The 15826-nt window shown below is 63.9% G+C and carries 11 protein-coding genes; 8 read left to right on the plus strand and 3 right to left on the minus strand.

The window, feature by feature from the left end:
- Positions 1-142 precede the first annotated feature (142 nt).
- Entirely contained in the window at positions 143-1996 is a 1854-nt protein-coding gene (locus tag VFO25_05525; GenBank protein HET9342352.1) for a hypothetical protein, read from the minus strand.
- Between the two features lie 7 nt (positions 1997-2003).
- Entirely contained in the window at positions 2004-2414 is a 411-nt protein-coding gene (locus VFO25_05530; protein HET9342353.1) for a hypothetical protein, read from the minus strand.
- Positions 2415-2596: 182 nt separating this feature from the next.
- Here VFO25_05530 and VFO25_05535 point away from each other — a divergent pair, with 182 nt between their 5' ends.
- The 8 genes from VFO25_05535 to VFO25_05570 all read left to right on the plus strand — a co-directional run bounded on the left by VFO25_05535 (position 2597) and on the right by VFO25_05570 (position 14905).
- Positions 2597-5680, plus strand: a complete 3084-nt coding sequence (locus VFO25_05535) for a TonB-dependent receptor (protein HET9342354.1) — start codon at positions 2597-2599, stop codon at positions 5678-5680.
- A 2-nt stretch (positions 5681-5682) separates the two neighbouring features.
- Positions 5683-6843 (plus strand): hypothetical protein, encoded by a 1161-nt coding sequence (locus tag VFO25_05540; protein HET9342355.1) that lies wholly within the window; start codon positions 5683-5685, stop codon positions 6841-6843.
- Positions 6844-6906: 63 nt separating this feature from the next.
- Positions 6907-7914, plus strand: a complete 1008-nt coding sequence (corA, locus tag VFO25_05545) for a magnesium/cobalt transporter CorA (GenBank protein ID HET9342356.1) — start codon at positions 6907-6909, stop codon at positions 7912-7914.
- A complete protein-coding gene (msrA, locus tag VFO25_05550) occupies positions 7915-8385 on the plus strand; it encodes a peptide-methionine (S)-S-oxide reductase MsrA (protein HET9342357.1) in 471 nt (156 codons plus the stop codon). It abuts the gene before it with no gap.
- Between the two features lie 74 nt (positions 8386-8459).
- Positions 8460-9860 carry an MATE family efflux transporter gene (locus VFO25_05555; protein HET9342358.1) on the plus strand — a complete coding sequence of 467 codons (1401 nt, stop codon included), beginning with the start codon at positions 8460-8462 and terminating at the stop codon, positions 9858-9860.
- Between the two features lie 347 nt (positions 9861-10207).
- Positions 10208-12766 carry an EAL domain-containing protein gene (locus tag VFO25_05560; protein ID HET9342359.1) on the plus strand — a complete coding sequence of 853 codons (2559 nt, stop codon included), beginning with the start codon at positions 10208-10210 and terminating at the stop codon, positions 12764-12766.
- Between the two features lie 88 nt (positions 12767-12854).
- Positions 12855-13439: a helix-turn-helix domain-containing protein gene (locus tag VFO25_05565; GenBank protein HET9342360.1), complete on the plus strand. Its 585-nt coding sequence runs from the start codon at positions 12855-12857 to the stop codon at positions 13437-13439.
- The gene (locus tag VFO25_05570; GenBank protein ID HET9342361.1) at positions 13436-14905 is read left to right on the plus strand and encodes an alpha/beta fold hydrolase; all 1470 of its coding nucleotides are present in this window, start codon (positions 13436-13438) and stop codon (positions 14903-14905) included. The genes VFO25_05565 and VFO25_05570 overlap by 4 nt, the downstream gene beginning before the upstream one ends.
- A gap of 124 nt (positions 14906-15029) precedes the next feature.
- Here VFO25_05570 and VFO25_05575 read toward each other — a convergent pair whose 3' ends face one another.
- Positions 15030-15701 carry a hypothetical protein gene (locus tag VFO25_05575; protein HET9342362.1) on the minus strand — a complete coding sequence of 224 codons (672 nt, stop codon included), beginning with the start codon at positions 15699-15701 and terminating at the stop codon, positions 15030-15032.
- Between the last annotated feature and the right edge of the window lie 125 nt (positions 15702-15826).

The raw sequence follows: 15826 nt of genomic DNA on the forward strand, positions 1-15826 counted from the left end.
AAGATGCGTCGGGCGTGGACGTGGACCACGCCCGGACGACACGTCTCAACCCTACGCTCGGTACGTTAGCCGTTCATTATGCGCGGTTTAAGGCTGTTCGCGCTTCATATGGCGCGCGTACGGTCGGGCGCGTACGATGCGCCTAGAACTGGACGAGGCCGATGCGCGCGATGGGTGAGGTCTGATCGGTGACCCATAGGTTGCAGTCAGGACCGGTGACGAGCGCCGCCGGCGCCTTGAATCCGAGCGAGAACTCTTGCGGCGTCGTCCCAGGCGCGGCGTTCAATGCGATGCGTCCGAGCAGCTTGCTATGGAACTCCGCGAACCACATCGCGCCGTCAGGTCCGACGCCGATCGCAGTCGGCTGCGATTTGGCGGTCGGCACCGCGAACTCGTCGATCGTGATCGGCACGGCGTTGACGTTCACGCGGCCGACGATGTTGCTCGTGGGCTCGGTGAACCAGATGTTCCCGTCCGGCGACGCGGCGATGTTCCGCATTTCATTCTTCTGAGCCGACGGCGGCTGGATCTCGGTCAGCGCGTTCACCGTGCCCAGCTGCAGGGACGAGATCTGGACCATCGCGAGCTTCGCGAGACCCGCTTCGACGAACCACAGCTCGCCGTTCGGCAACACGATGACGCCCTGCGCTAGTCTCGTCGTGCTCGGCGCGATCGGGAACTGCGACATCGTGCCGATGAGCGGCGTGATGTTCCCGAGATACGCGTTCGAGCGATCGGTGAACCACATGTTCCCGTCAGGTCCGGCCGCGATCGCTGCGGGCTGCGTTGAGGTCGGCGGCGAATACTGCGGCACCGGGAAGACGGTGATCGTCGGCGGGCTGCCGACCGTCACGCGACCGACGGACTGCGTGGTCACGTTTGCGAACCAGACGCTGTTGCCGCCCGCCGGCCCGGACGTCACCGTTGCGATCAACGATCCGGCGCCCGCACCCGGCACGTCGAACGACTTGATCTTTCCCTTGGTCGTCGACTGGTAGATGCGTCGCGAGCCGTCGCTCGACCACAGGTCGCCGTCGGGTCCGGCTGCGATGCTGTCGCCAATGGTGGCGAACGGGTCGCCGGGCGGCGTCGGCACGGCGAAGAACTGCGCGGGCTGCGGCGTCGCGTTGACGGTGCAGCCGGTAGGCGTCGGGGACGGGCTCGCCGCGACGGTGAGGACGGCGGGCGTGATCGAGCCGTTGATCGGCACTGTCGTCGTCGCGTTGATCGTCGTCTGCGCGAGATTCGGATTGCCGTCGTACGATAGCGTGACTTGAGTGGGACCGCTCGCCGGCGGGCCGTTCAGGCTCGTCGACGACAGCGTCGTCGAATGCCCTCTGTGGCCGTTGAGGAGCAAGTCGAAGGTCGAGAGATCGATTGTCAACGCTGCGCCTGCGGAGTTGACGTACGTGCCGGGGCCGACGATCGATGCTCCTGTCGCGTCAACCGCATTGACGCCGACCGTCGCGTTGGCGGGCGTACCCGGCGGCAAGATCGAGGGCGTCACGGAAAGGATGATGCTCGAGACGACCGGATCGAACGTGACGTTGACGATGTTCTCGATGCCGGGTAGGATGGTCGCTTCCGTCGACCCGGTCGACAAGAGGGTGTCTTGCGAGATGCGATTACCCCCGTAGAGCGACACGAGGAACGTGTCGGGTCCGACCGGCGCAGGAACCGTTCCCGCGCATGAGGCCGAGGTGCAGGGGAAGACGACGGTTGGATATGGAGCTCCGCCTTGCGGCGTCACGGTCACGGCGGCTTGCGTCGTATTGCCGGACACGTAATGCCGATTGACGTGCGGTACGAAAAGGATGGGTGTTGGGCTCGGGCTCGGCGCGGGGACGATTATATGGAACGAGACCTGCTCGACGTTGCGGCCATGGCTCACCTGCGCGACGCTTGAACCGCCGTGTCCACATGACGAAGCGATCGCAGCAGCCGCGAGAACAGCAGCACCGACGATACCGGCGCGCGCGCGAAGACCGGGTTTCACGCTTCGGTCACTGACCCCCGAGGATGACGGACTGGATAGAGACGGCGATGTCCTGCGAATTGCCGCCTTGATCGGTTATCGTGATCGTGCAAAGGCCGACCGCATTCGCGGTCACTTTGAACGTCGATCCGCCGGTCTCGACGACACTGACGATGCCAGAGCAATCATCGCTCTCGGAAAAGGTGCCTTGGTAGCCCTTTTCGCTCACCGTGAGGGTCGTGACTTGCGTGGGGCTCATAGAGATGCTCTGGGGCGAGACGACGAGGCCGGAAGATCCGACCTGTCTCGGCGGAGGTATGGGGACCGGCTGTCCGTAGCCGCAGCCGGAGAGCCCGGTGATCGTCGCGGACATCGCAAGACAGAGCGCGAGCACCGCGAGACGACGGGCTCGCAAACCGAGCGCGCCAAAGAGCGTCATAGTCCGGCATGCTAGCACAAAAAACTTATCGAGCGGTTAACCTCGCCACGCCTCCTTCCACGGGTGTTCCTTCAGCATTTGTTAATATCGCCTTAAACTTCTTTTGATACACCGGAGCGGTCGCCGTCAATTCGTGCCGCGTCTATCGCGGCCGGGAGAAACATCATCTGATTACCATGGTTTTGAGGCGGCGGATCATCGCGTTCGCGATATCCGCTGCCGTCGTGTGCTCGCCGCTCGCCGCACGGGCGGCCACGACGGGTCAGATCTCAGGCATCGTGACCGATGCTGCGACGAAAGCGCCGATCGCCGGTGCGACGGTCGAAGCCGTCGCGCCGAGCGGGAAGTACACCGCGACGACCGATGCCAAAGGTACCTACGGCATCGTCGGCATCACGCCGGACACGTATCGAGTCGTCGTGTCGAAGACGGGCTATCAGCCGCAGGACGTCGAGGGCATCACGGTCCTGCCCGATGACACGAAGATCGTCTCGGTCGCGCTCGATCGTTCGCTGAAGACGCTCGCGAACGTCTCGATCAGGTCGGCGTCGAGCGCGTATCAGCCGAACGCGACCGAAGACAGCTACGCGGTCACGAGCCGCTCGCTCCAGACGCAGCTCGGCAAGACGTTCAATACCGATGAGAAGGCGCTGCTCGCGAGCCTCCCCAGCATCACCGTCGACACGCAGGGGACGATCAAGATCCGCGGCGGCTTCGATTTCCAGACCGCGTACACGTATGAAGGGATCGACTACACGCAGCCGACGCGATCGATAGCGAACCGCTCCGAGAACGTCGCGAACTTCAACTCGCTCAACGGCATCGGTTCGGTCCAGCTCATACCCGGGGGCGGCGATGCTTCGCACGGCGGCACGGGCACCGGTCTCGTCGCGCTTCAGGCGAAGCGTGGCGTCTATCCGGGTTCGGGCACGATCGACCTCGAGACGACGGCATATCCGTTCCTCCATCAAGTCGGCCTCGAGTACGGGCTCGCGACCCCCGACAACCGTTTTTCGAACTACATCGGCTACACGGGCGTCCGCGAAGATCTTCAATACGGCAAACCGGGGTTCAACAACCAAGCGTTCTTCGTTCTCGCTTCCGGCAGCGGCACGCTCGAGACGGTGCCGGCCGACCAGCAACAGAACGATCTCGTCGAGAACTTCGTCTACAAGTTCGGCAAGTCGAACTCGCGCCAGCTGCAGTTCTTCTTCCAGACGCAAGCGGTCCATCAGGACCTCGCCTACGTCGACACGCAAGCCATCCAGACCGCGAACAACATCGGTCATCCGGGGCCGAGCGTTTTGACGCTTCAGCAGGCTGCGCAGATCGAGCCGATCTGGCCCGGTCAGCGGTTGCCGGGCGTCTTCGCGGGCCCGAACACCGTCACGAGCCCGTTCGACGCGTACAAATTCGAGTATTCGGCGACGCTCAACCCGACGACGTTCGCGACGATCCGCTTCTATCGCACCTTCAGCGATCAGTCCGAGACGCTGCCGACCGCAGGCACGTTCACGCCTGACAACGGCGGCCGCCGCACCGCGCTCGCCGGCGAGATCACGAAACAGCTCAGCGGCAAGCACTATCTCGAAGGCGGCGCGAACTACGAGTTCGCGCGTCCGCTCGGCACGACCGTCGACTTCACGCAATCGGCGGCGTTCTCAGGCGGGTTCGCCGACTTCACGAAGATCGGCAGCACGCTCAACGTGCTGCAGCCCGTGCCGGGCTTCGATTTCTTGCCGCCGTCGTTCGCCGGATGCCCGGCGATGTTCCAACCGGCGGGTTCGAACCGGATCATCACCGTGCCGTGCGGTTACCTCGCGCAGTTCTTCCCGCGCGGCATCCCGCGCATCCCTGCTACCGTGTACGGACCAACGGTGTCCCAACAGGTCTATGGCGGATTCATCCAAGACACGGTCGCGATGAGCAATCGTTGGAAGGCGCAGCTCGGGTTGCGGCTCGACGGCTACAACTTCCTCGTCCCATCCGACCCGAACAATCCGCCCGCGATCGACGCCATCCGCCACCAGCGCCTTTTCGAACCGCACATCGGATTGACCGACGTCTTGTCGCCGCGCGATTCGGTGCGCGTCACGTACGGTCGAACGCTCTCGATCCCGCTCCCGAGCTTCCTCGGCAACAACGTCGACCGCAGCGCTTTCGCGCAGTTCGCCGGCATCCCGTCGTTCGACAACACGACCGGCAAGCCGGCGACCTATTGCGGACTCACGCTCAACCAACCGTGCAAGGACTACGCCGACCAGCTCTACTGGCTCGCGCGCGACGTCCTCTACACGAACACATCGCGGACATTCCTCGGCCTGCCGTCGGTCAGCGCGCCGCTCACGGCGCCGCTGAAAGGAGCGACGTTCTCGAACTACGATCTCACCTATCAGCACGATTTCACGCATGGTTATGCGATGCGCCTGACGCCGTTCTATCGCCGCGGGTACGACATCGTCGAACAGTCGGCCGACATCGTCGGGTATCAGCCGTTCAACGGCCTGCCGATCATCGGTCCTGTCTTCGAATCGAACCTCGGCATCCAGAAGGCGACCGGCATCGAGTTCGACCTCACCAAGGACGCGCAGTACGGCTTCTCCGGACAGATCACGGGGACGTACATCAACCAGATAGGAAACGATCCGCCCGGCCAATACCTGCCGTCCGCGTCGCTGTTGCTCGGCACGCTCTACCACTCGCCGAACCTCGCGCCGCTGCAAGGTTCGCTCGCGGTGACGTACCGGTCGCACGCAGGTTGGAAATACAACTTGGTGACGACGGTCGACCGCGGTTATCCGATGGGCGCCGGATTGCTCACCGCTGCGTTCGTCAACGGTCTGCCCTACGAGCTGCCGAACACCGACGGCTTGAATCAGAACGTCAACGGTTCGCCGGAATACATCGACCCACAGAACCCGGGCTCGCTCTTCAACCCGAACATCGTCGCGACGCGCGGCGTGCTCGCGGAGCAAGCGCTCGCCGGCGGCTTCTACTCGCGGCCTCGATCGAACACGAACGTCACGCTCGAATACAACGCGCCGGGTTCGCCGAGCACCTACGGGCTCGCGATCACCAACGTGTTCGACCAGATCTACGGCGTGCCGCTCGTCAACCTGCAATACTTCGAGCCGGTCGCGACGGGCATTTCGGGCGGCGCGAACCCGAACGGCTATCCGGGCGAGGCCTTCCCGACGAGCCCGTTCGTCATACTTCCCGATCGAACGCCGCTGACGTTGCGCTTCTACTGGCAGATAAAGGTATGACGATGGATATTCGTTTTGTCAGGCGCGCCATCCGTGCGTCGATTCTCGCAGCGGCCGTCATCGCGTCGGGCTGCGGCTCGGGCAATGTCGGTGTCGAACCCGCAATCGGTTCGGTCAACCCGATCGCCGGGAGCAAGCTGCAGTTCGCGGTCGGCATCGCGACGATCAACGACGTCGCGCACAGCAAAGTCGTCGAGACGCTCAACACCGTCGAGACGCTGCGACAGTCCAACGGCCTGTCGGCAGTGCTCTACAGCATTCCGTACATCACGGGACCGCCGGGATTCATCGGTCAGCCGGATCCGATACTCGGCACGCCGACCACCATAATCTCCGGCAGCGGCCCGAAGATCCCGTGCAACAAGACGACGCTTCAATGCACGGGCGGCGCATTCGGCTACGGCTTCGCGCCGGACAACACCGTGCCGGGTCAACAAGCTGTCTCGTTCGCGGAGTACTTCCAGCCGGTCGCGGTCGGCAATCAAGATCAGTTGCCGATCTTGCCCTACTACGGCGGCGAACCGCTATTCCCGACGTTCAACAACGGCACGTTCCCGGCCGGATTCCAAGGCTACTCGGCGGGATTCGTCTCGTTCCAAAGTCCCGCGGTCCTCGGCGACTATCATCTGGAAGTCGACATCCCCACCGGTCCGGGTACGTTCGGCAAGAAGACCGCTGATGCGACGCTTACGACGCTGACGGGACTGCCGGCGATCCAAGCGCCGAACTCGTTCCCCGATCCGGCAAATCCGGGCGGTCTTCTCATCGATATAGTCGTCCCCGCCGGCGTCACCGAAACGTGGGTGTTCGTCCAAGATGCCGGCGCGTGCTATCCGCATTCGCAAGGCAACTCGACCAACATCCAATACTACTCGCTGCGTTCGACGCAGACCGGCCCGCAGCAGTTGACGATGCCGCCGAATCTCGGACCGACGAACGGCTCCGGATCGACGCCGACGATCTGCTCGTCGCAAGACAATCAGCAGGCCACGGGCAATCCGAACGCCCCCGGCGATACGTATTCGGTATATGCGGTCGGATTCGACTACCCGGCGTTCAGCGCGGCATATCCATTCAATCTCAAACAGACTCCCCCGTTCGTCGGCGCGAATGGGCAAGTCGACGTCACGCTGTCGCCATCCGCGAGCTTCACGGAACCGTAACAGGACCGCTCCCCCCTTTTTGCAATGGAGGGGTGGGGTTTGGGGGCGACGCACTACGACCGCATGCCCGATCCCCCAGCCGCCGAACCTCGTCCTTGCGTCCGTTGCACCGTCTTCAAGGACGGCAGCCCCGAGCGCGAGCCGCGCGAGCTCGGCGAGATCAGCGAAATCCTCAAGGAACCGGGGACGCTCGTGTGGCTCGACGTCGTCGGGCCCGACAGCACGTCGATGACGGTGCTGCAGAACGAGTTCGGCCTGCATCCGCTCGCGATCGAAGATGCGATGACCGCGCACGAACGGCCGAAGATCGACGGTTACGGCGACTACTGGTTCCTCGTCGTGTACGGCGTATCGACCACGGACAAGGCCGTCACCGTCAACGAGCTTTCGATCTTCTCGGGCAAGAACTACCTCATCACCGTCAGGCGCGAACCGGCATTCCCGATAGCGGAGATCGAGCGGCGCTGGCGGACTCGTTCGGACATGTCGTCGCGCGACAGCGGGGCACTCCTTTTCACGGTGCTCGACACGATCGTCGACGGCTATTTCGATGCTGTCGAGTCGCTCGACGAGCAGATCAACGCGCTCGAAGGCGGTCTGCTTCGGGGCGGGATGACCGGTAACGATCTGCCGCTGCGGATCTTCGCGCTCAAGCGCGACCTGCAGCGCTTCCGCCGCGCTGCGATCCCGATGCGCGACATCCTGAACCCGATCATCCGCGGCGATCTCGTGCTCTACAAGAGCGAAGAGATCGTCTACTTCCGCGACGTGTACGACCACGCGATCCGCGTCATCGACCAGCTCGACGCCGCGCGCGATCTCGTCAACAACGCGCTCGAGATCAATCTGTCGATCGTCGCGAACCGTCAGAACGCTATCGTCAAACAGCTGACGGTCATCGCGACGATCTTCCTTCCGCTGACCTTCATCACGGGGTTCTTCGGGCAGAACTTCGGTTTTCTCGTGAGCCGTATCGGGAGCACGGCGTCGTTCTGGCTCTTGGGCATCGGCGCGCAGGTCTTCGCGCTGGTCGCATTGCTCTGGTTCTTCAAAGCGAAAAGGTGGTTTTAGATGACGACGAAAGCGACGTTCGCAGCCGGTTGTTTCTGGGGTGTCGAGGCCGAATTCCGCGAGATCCCGGGCGTCGTCGACACGGCGGTCGGATTCATGGGCGGTCATACGGTGAACCCCACGTATCACGATGTCTGCGCCGGCGATACCGGGCATGCCGAAGTGTGCGAGGTGACGTTCGATCCGAGCGTCGTCACGTACTCACGGCTGCTCGACGCGTTCTGGAACATGCACGACCCCACGACACGTAATCGCCAAGGTGCCGACTTCGGCTCGCAGTACAGATCGGCGATCTTCTACTACGACGACGCGCAGCGGGCGGAGGCCGAGGCGTCGAAGGCGGCGCTCGAAGCATCCGGGCGCTTCAAGCGCCCCATCGTCACGGAGATCGTCCCCGCCGGTCCGTTCTATCGCGCTGAAGACTACCATCAGCGCTACCTCGAGAAGCAGGGCCGGCTCCACACCCACTAGAGCGCGGCGACTCGAAAAACTCGCCTTAATTATACTTGAAACGACTGTTTCAAGTATGCTATGATCGGTCGGACATGACTAGTCCGACCGTGCGGTCCCCCTCGAGGACGTTCGGCGTCAACCTGTTCGAGAGCAGCCGGCCCGTGTGGCAGCTGTTCGTCGTGTTCCTGATCCCGCTCATGATCAGCAACATCTTGCAGGCGGCGTCGCAGACCTTCAGCCTCATGTTCCTCGGCCGTCTCATCGGCGTCGGGGCGCTCGCATCGGTCTCGGCCGTCTTCCCGATCGTCTTCTTGCTCTTCTCGTTCCTCATCGGACTCGGCTCGGGCAGCTCCGTGCTCATCGGCCAAGCGCACGGAGCGGGCGACGCTCATCGCGTCAAACTGGTCGCCGGCACGGTGCTCGGCGCGACGCTCGCATTCGGCATCTTCACGGCGATCGTCGGCCCGATCATCGCGCCGCCGCTGCTCGCGTTCCTGCGCACGCCGGCCAATATCATGCCTGAGGCGGTGACGTACGCGCGCGCGGTGTTCCTCATATCACCGCTCGTGTTCCCGTATATCATCTACACGTCGATCCTGCGGGGCACGGGCGACTCGACGACGCCGCTTTACTCGCTCGTGTTGAGCACCGTGCTGACGATCGTCATCACGCCGGCGTTCATCGAGGGCTGGCTCGGCTTGCCGCAGCTGGGCGTCGTCAGCGTCGTGGTCGGTGCAGCGATAAGCAACCTCATCGCGTTCGCGGCGTTCCTCATCTATCTCGCTCGCATGGGCCATCCGCTGCGCTTCGACAGCGAGATCGCGCGCGACATGATCGTCGATCCGCACATCCTCGGGCTCGTCCTCAAGATCGGCATTCCGACCGGTCTTCAGGTCATCATGGTGTCGCTCGCGGAGATCGCGGTCCTGTCGTTCGTCAACCGTTTCGGTTCGAGCGCGACGGCGGCGTACGGCGCGGTGAACCAGATCGTCAGCTACGTCCAATTCCCTGCGATTTCGGTCGGCATCGCAGCGTCCATCCTCGCCGCGCAGGCGATCGGCGCCCGCCGCGAAGACCTGCTGTCGAAAGTCGTCCGAAGCGCGGTCGCGTTGAACTACATCATCGGCGGCGCGATCATCGCCGCATGCTACATCTTCGCGTGGACGATACTCGGCTGGTTCATCAACGATCCCGCGACGCTCACCATAGCGCACACGCTGCTCATGATCACGCTCTGGTCGTACCTCATCTTCGGCAACAGCGCAGCGATAAGCTGGGTCGTCCGCGGCAGCGGCGACGTCCTCGTGCCGATGATCAACGGCATAATCGGCATCTGGGGCGTCGAAGTCCCAGCCGCGTATCTGCTCATGGGCAAGTTCGGACTCAACGGGGTTTGGCTCGGCTATCCGATATCGTTCTTCGCGGTGCTCGGGCTGCAATACGGCTACTACACGTTCTTCTGGAAGAAGCGGACGCACGCGCGGCTCGTCTAGACATGAACGTCGTATGAGCGACGCGGTGTCTCCTACTGCGTCAAAGACTCACGCGAGCGCGTAACGAACTGGCGCGCGTACGCTCTTATCAAGGCACGCGTACGACGCGATCATTCCTTTTCCTAGAGGTTCCGACCACAATGCAAGACCGCCGGCTCCTTTTCAACGTGGGTGCGCTCCTGTTCTTCGCGGCGCTCGTGATCCTCGCCGTGTGCGTCATCCGCATTCCGCAGCACTAGGCGGATCCGCCCGGGTGTGACGCGCGTCACGTCCGGTTTTGAGCCGCGCCGCTCAAGTCGCTTCATAGCGAATCACCATCGGGGCCTCGCGAACCGATACTCACTATAATGTCGATCTCGCGCCGCCTCTACACGATCTTGGGCGTCATGGTGCTCCTCATAAGCGTCGAGCTGACGGCGCTTTGGTTCACGATCAACACGCTGTCGAGCGTCCGCGCGTACGTCGGCGGCGAAGGCTTGTGGTCGAAGGCGGAAAAGGACGCCGCGTTCGAGCTCGAGGCGTACGGACGCACGCGCAACGAACGCGACTACCGCGCGTATATCAACTACCTCGGCGTTCCGATCGGCGATCGCAAGGCTCGTCTCGAGATGGCGAAGCCGGATCCCGACTACAACACCGAGTGGCAAGGCCTGCTGCAAGGCCGCAATCAGCCGAGCGACATCCCGGGGATGATCTCGCTGTTCCGGCGCTTCAGCTGGATCGGCTACATCCGCGATGCGATCTCGGATTGGCAGCAGGGCGATGCCCAAATGCTCGCGCTGCAGCAGCTCGGTGCGCGCTTGCATGACGAGGTCCTGGCGCACGCCTCGCAGGCGACCATCGAGCGGACACTCCGCCAGCTCGAGGACATCGACCAGCGGCTTACGACGATCGAGGATCGCTTCTCGTACACGCTCGGCGAAGGATCGCGCTGGCTCACTGGCATCGTGCTCTCGATCTTGGTCGGCGCCGCGCTTTCGGTCGAACTGAGCGGCCTATTGTTGACGGCGTCGGTGACGCGTGGTATCTCGCGGCGTCTCACCTCGATGCTCGACGCGACGGACCGGATCTCGAAGGGCGACTTCGACATCACGCTCGAGCGAGGCTCGACCGACGAGATCGGGCGGCTCGCCGACGCGCTCAACCGGATGACCGGCGATCTATCCGGCGAGCGGTCGCGCGCGGAATCCGCACTGCTCACCGCGCAGGAAGCGCTGCGCGAGGCCCAGCGAGTCGCGCACGTCGGCAGCTGGGAATGGGATGTCCGCCGCGACGATGTGACGTGTTCGAGAGAACTGCTTCGGCTCTGCTCGTCGGCCGGGGACGACTTCGCACCCACCTATGCGGGCTTTATCGCGCTGTTCCATCCGGCCGATCACGAGGCGCTTGATTCGGCGATCCGCTCGGCGCACGCGTTCACGGTCGACTGCCGCATCGGCCCCCTTGCGAGCGGCGAACGCTGGCTATGCGTTCAGGGAGACGTCGAGTGCGACGCGGCCGGCGCCCAGACGCGAGTATTCGGCACCGTCCTCGACATCACCGATAGAAAGCTCTCCGAAGAGCGGCTCGAGTTTCTCGCCCAGCACGACCCGCTGACGGGTTTGCCGAATCGGGCTCTGCTCATGGATCGCCTCGGGCAAGCGACCGCCTTAGCGCAACGCAATAGAAGCGCCGGTGCGCTCCTGTTCTTGGACCTCGACAATTTCAAGGCGTTCAACGACACGCTAGGGCATGGGACCGGCGACCAACTCCTCGTCGCGGTCGGCGAACGTCTGAAGGCGCACGTGCGCGAAGTCGACACGGTCGCGAGGTCCGGCGGCGACGAGTTCATGATCGTCCTCACGGACGTGTCATCGCCGGATGGCGCGACGACCGTCGCTCGCAACATCGTGAACGCTCTCGACCATCCCTTCGTCGTCGACGGACACGAGATGTTCGTCACGGCGAGCATCGGCATCATCGTCTTCCCCGACGACGGACTCGACGTCGAGACGCTCATCCGCGACGCCGACACGGCGATGTATCAGGCGAAACGTCACGGCCGCAACAAGTTCCAGTTCTACAGCCCGCATATGCACGATCAGGCCGTTCGCACGCTCGCGATGCAGAACGATCTGCGCCGCGGTCTCGAGCGCAAGGAGTTCGTCCTCCACTATCAGCCGATGGTCGAGCTTTCTTCGGAGTCGATCATCGCCGCCGAAGCGCTCGTCCGCTGGCAGCATCCGATCGACGGCCTTCGTCCGCCCGGCGACTTCATCGGCGTCGCCGAGGAGAGCGGGCTCATCGTGCCGCTCGGCGAGTGGGTCTTGCGCGAGGCGTGCGCTCAGTGCCGCCGCTGGCGCGACTCGGGCTTCGATAATATCCGCGTCACCGTCAACGTCTCGCCGATGCAACTAGGCCAGGTAGATTTCCCGGCCACGATCGCAAGCGCCCTGCGCGACGCGGGTCTCGAGGCCGAAGCGCTCGACATCGAGATCACCGAGACCGCGCTTTTCGCCGAGCCCGATCGCGCTGCGAACGCCCTCGAGGACCTCCACCGCATCGGCGTCGGTATCTTGCTCGACGATTTCGGCACCGGCTATAGCTCCTTGAACTACGTCAAACGCATGCCCATCGACGCGCTCAAGATCGACCGCTCGTTCGTCAAGGACATCACAGCGGATCCATTCGACAAGGCGATCGCCGAGTCGATCGTGACGCTCTGCGAGAGCGTCGGGCTGCGCGCGATCGCCGAGGGTGTCGAGACGCGCTCTCAACTTGACCTCTTGCGCGGTCTCGGCTGCGATGAGATCCAAGGCTTTTGCTTCAGCGCGGCGATCGAGGCTAGCCAGTTCGAAGAGCTCATGCGATTCTGGAAACGCACGGGCCACGCTGCCGCACGCGGTACCGCACAAGCCAACGGCTGACCGCTCCCCGTCGACTTCGCCTTAATTTTCTCTGGATTTATTGTTGAAATATTTGACAATATTTCAATAGCATGCTACCATCGCGACTATGACACGTGCGCGGAAAGGCATCGTCAAGGACAAGCCGCAGCTGGCGGCGCTCGCATCGGGTGCACGGCAGGAGATCGTCGACGTGCTGCCGCGGCTTGGGACCGCCTCCGTCGCGGACCTCGCGCGCGCGCTCGACCGTCCGCCGGATACGCTTTACTACCATATCCGCGCGCTCCAGCGGGTGGGCCTGATCCTGCCCGCCGGGCACCGTCGCACCGAGCGCCGGTCGGAAGCGCTCTACCGGGCGGTCGCGCCCCAAATCGAGCTGCGCTTGGAACCCCGAACGCCGACTCGGGTGAAAGGGGCCGGTGCGATCGTGTCGTCGGCGATGCGGATGGGGATCCGCGACTACAAGCGCGCGCTCGCCCAACGGGAGGTCGTCGCGACCGGTCCTACGCGGGAAGTGTGGGCGCTGCGCACGACCGGCTGGCTGACTCAAGCGCAGATCGCTAAGGTCGTCGAGCTCATCGGGCGTTTGGCCGGCGACGTTTCCAGACCGAGGGGCGAGGGACGGCTTTTCGGTCTGACCCTCGTCTTCGCGCCGCTGCATCAACGTGGGCGCGAAAGGATACGACAAACATGAAAATCCTCGCCGCGCTCATCATAAGCATGGGCTGCCTGTATACCGCCGCACTCGCCTCGCCATGCCCATCTTCCGTTTTGCTCACCTACGAGCAAGGAACGCTCGCCGGAGTCGACTGGGTGGACGAGTCGGCGACGCGATCGCACTCGCGCAGCGAGCTGACGCGCTCCGCCGTCATCGATTCGACGATCAACCTTCGCGACGACCGATCAACGGCGAACTCCTCGACGACCCTGACGATGGCGGGCTCCCCGACATCGAAACCCGTCGTGCGCGATTTCCCGCCGGGCACGATCGCCTGGTCCGACATGGTCCCGAGTTCGATACAGCAGGCGATCGAACGAGCTCTCGTGCTACACCAGCCTTCCGTCGAGGTGCCGGCGGCTTCGCTCTTCAGCACCGCGTCGGGCGGCGTCGCCGTCGATCGCATCGACGCGACCGATTGGACCGTCGCCTACCACAGCAAGAAGTATCTCGTGCTCACCGACGCGGCCGGATGCGTCGTTTCCGCGAGCCTGGCCGACTTCGGGGTCACGATCGAACGCCGCTCGTCGTTCGCGCCGAGCGAGTATACGCTGTGGCCGCCGTACGCCGCTCCACCCGATCGCGCATACGGTGTTTCGAGCGTGACGATTCCGGCCTCCGGAGGCGCCACGCTCGCCGGCACGCTGACGAGACCGCTCCACGCGAGGCTCGTACCGGGCGCCGTCCTCATCACGGGATTGTCACCCCACGAGCGCAACAACGGCGAGCCGCCGTGGATGCCGTTGCGCGACATCGCCGACGCTCTCACGCGCGCGGGCTTCGCGGTGTTGCGCGTCGACGATCGCGGGGTCGGCGAGTCTACCGGCGATAACAAATCGTGGACGACCTTCAAGAAGGCCGCCGACGTCCGCACCGAAGCGCACTGGCTCGCGTCGCAGCGCGGCATCGACCCGAAGCGGATCATGCTCGTCGGATATAGCGAAGGCGGTTTGATCGCGCCGATGGTCGCTGCGGACGATCCTTCGATCGCTGCGATCGTAACGCTCGCCGGTCCGGGCGTCAGCGGTATGGATGTCGCGCGATATCAGACCGAGGCCAGGGTAGACGCAGATCCGACGATAGCGGCTGCCGATCGCGAGCGGCAGATCGAAGCGCAGTTAGCCGAACCGCTTTCGCCTCACGAGAGCTCGTACATGAGCATCGACCCGCTCACGTATGCGCATCGTGTGCGGTGTCCGGCGCTGATAATCCAAGGGAGTACCGATCTCGACGTACCCGTGCGATCGGCGGAACGGATAGCAGCGGCGATGCGCGCGAATGGCGACGCAGACGTCACCGTCCGGCTGTTTCCGGACATAAGCCATTCGCTGCTCCCCGACGTTGCAGGCGTCGATACCGGTTGGGCGACGTTGCCTGCGTTCCTCACCTCACCACAGATCTTGCAGACCGTGTCCGCCTGGGCCGTTAAGCACCTCAAGTAGAAGCGAGCGATCCTTAGACGAAAAAAAGGGAGCGATCGACCATTACGGTCGACCGCCGCGGCTTGTCAAACTGCAAGGTCGTCAGCGGTCGAGGTAAACCTCGACCGCTACACCTAGGTTGACGTCAGGGTCGCGGGCGACCCATCGGCCGGCTGCCGTGGCTGACGGATGCGACGCGGCCCGTCTGGAAACGGCGTGCCCCTGCGAAGTGCGCCGGACCCATGTGCCGGTCGTCGCGCCGGTCGTCAGCGCGAAGCCGATTGACCAGTCGATCGTCGCGGTCGGCCGGAACCGGAGCGCTGAAGCGCCGGTCGTCGCGTCGATCGTCTGCGCGGAGCCGCTGGATCACCCGATCATCGCGTACGTCGGTCGGGCGAACAGCGTTGAAGCGCCTGTCGTCTGCGTCGCGGAACTGACCGAGCGCGAGGTGACGCCCTCTGTCGAAGTGCATCCTCTCGCACTCCGCTTGACGCTGCTCGATGATACCTGCGAGGATCGCCGGGTCGAGATCGGGCCGATCGCGCATGACCATCGCGCAGTCCTCGTGGTTTATCCGATTGATCCGCGCGAGCAGCACATCGTCGGATACGTCCGGGTTGACACGCGGGTTCACGCGCTGCACGACGGGCCGCGGTGCGACCGCGACGGGGTGCCGGACCAAAGCCACCGGATGCCGGACCGGCGCGACCGGTCGCACGGCACCGATGTCGTTCGGGGTCGGACCCGCCGAAGCGATTGCAGTCGTGGCGAGCACCGCGAGGGCCGCAGCCGTCGAGAAGATTCGGAAATGCACCATTGTTGTGCACCACCTTTCGTGGGAAATGCGTCGCCCTCGAGCGAGCGCACTTCGATACAACGAAAACGATCTCTGCCTCGTGCGCAAACAGGGGCTCGTTCGCTCGGCTTGGATCCACACGGTGC

The sequence above is a fragment of the Candidatus Eremiobacteraceae bacterium genome (assembly GCA_035710745.1).
GTDB lineage: Bacteria > Vulcanimicrobiota > Vulcanimicrobiia > Eremiobacterales > Eremiobacteraceae > JANWLL01.

Bases quoted from the DNA above. Each gene is read 5' to 3' on its own strand.
- msrA (HET9342357.1), top strand. From the start codon at position 7,915: ATGACGACGAAAGCGACGTTCGCAGCCGGTTGTTTCTGGGGTGTCGAG.
- VFO25_05555 (HET9342358.1), top strand. From the start codon at position 8,460: ATGACTAGTCCGACCGTGCGGTCCCCCTCGAGGACGTTCGGCGTCAAC.
- VFO25_05540 (HET9342355.1), top strand. From the start codon at position 5,683: ATGGATATTCGTTTTGTCAGGCGCGCCATCCGTGCGTCGATTCTCGCA.
- VFO25_05570 (HET9342361.1), top strand. From the start codon at position 13,436: ATGAAAATCCTCGCCGCGCTCATCATAAGCATGGGCTGCCTGTATACC.
- VFO25_05565 (HET9342360.1), top strand. From the start codon at position 12,855: ATGACACGTGCGCGGAAAGGCATCGTCAAGGACAAGCCGCAGCTGGCG.
- VFO25_05560 (HET9342359.1), top strand. From the start codon at position 10,208: ATGTCGATCTCGCGCCGCCTCTACACGATCTTGGGCGTCATGGTGCTC.
- VFO25_05575 (HET9342362.1), bottom strand. From the start codon at position 15,701: ATGGTGCATTTCCGAATCTTCTCGACGGCTGCGGCCCTCGCGGTGCTC.
- corA (HET9342356.1), top strand. From the start codon at position 6,907: ATGCCCGATCCCCCAGCCGCCGAACCTCGTCCTTGCGTCCGTTGCACC.
- VFO25_05530 (HET9342353.1), bottom strand. From the start codon at position 2,414: ATGACGCTCTTTGGCGCGCTCGGTTTGCGAGCCCGTCGTCTCGCGGTG.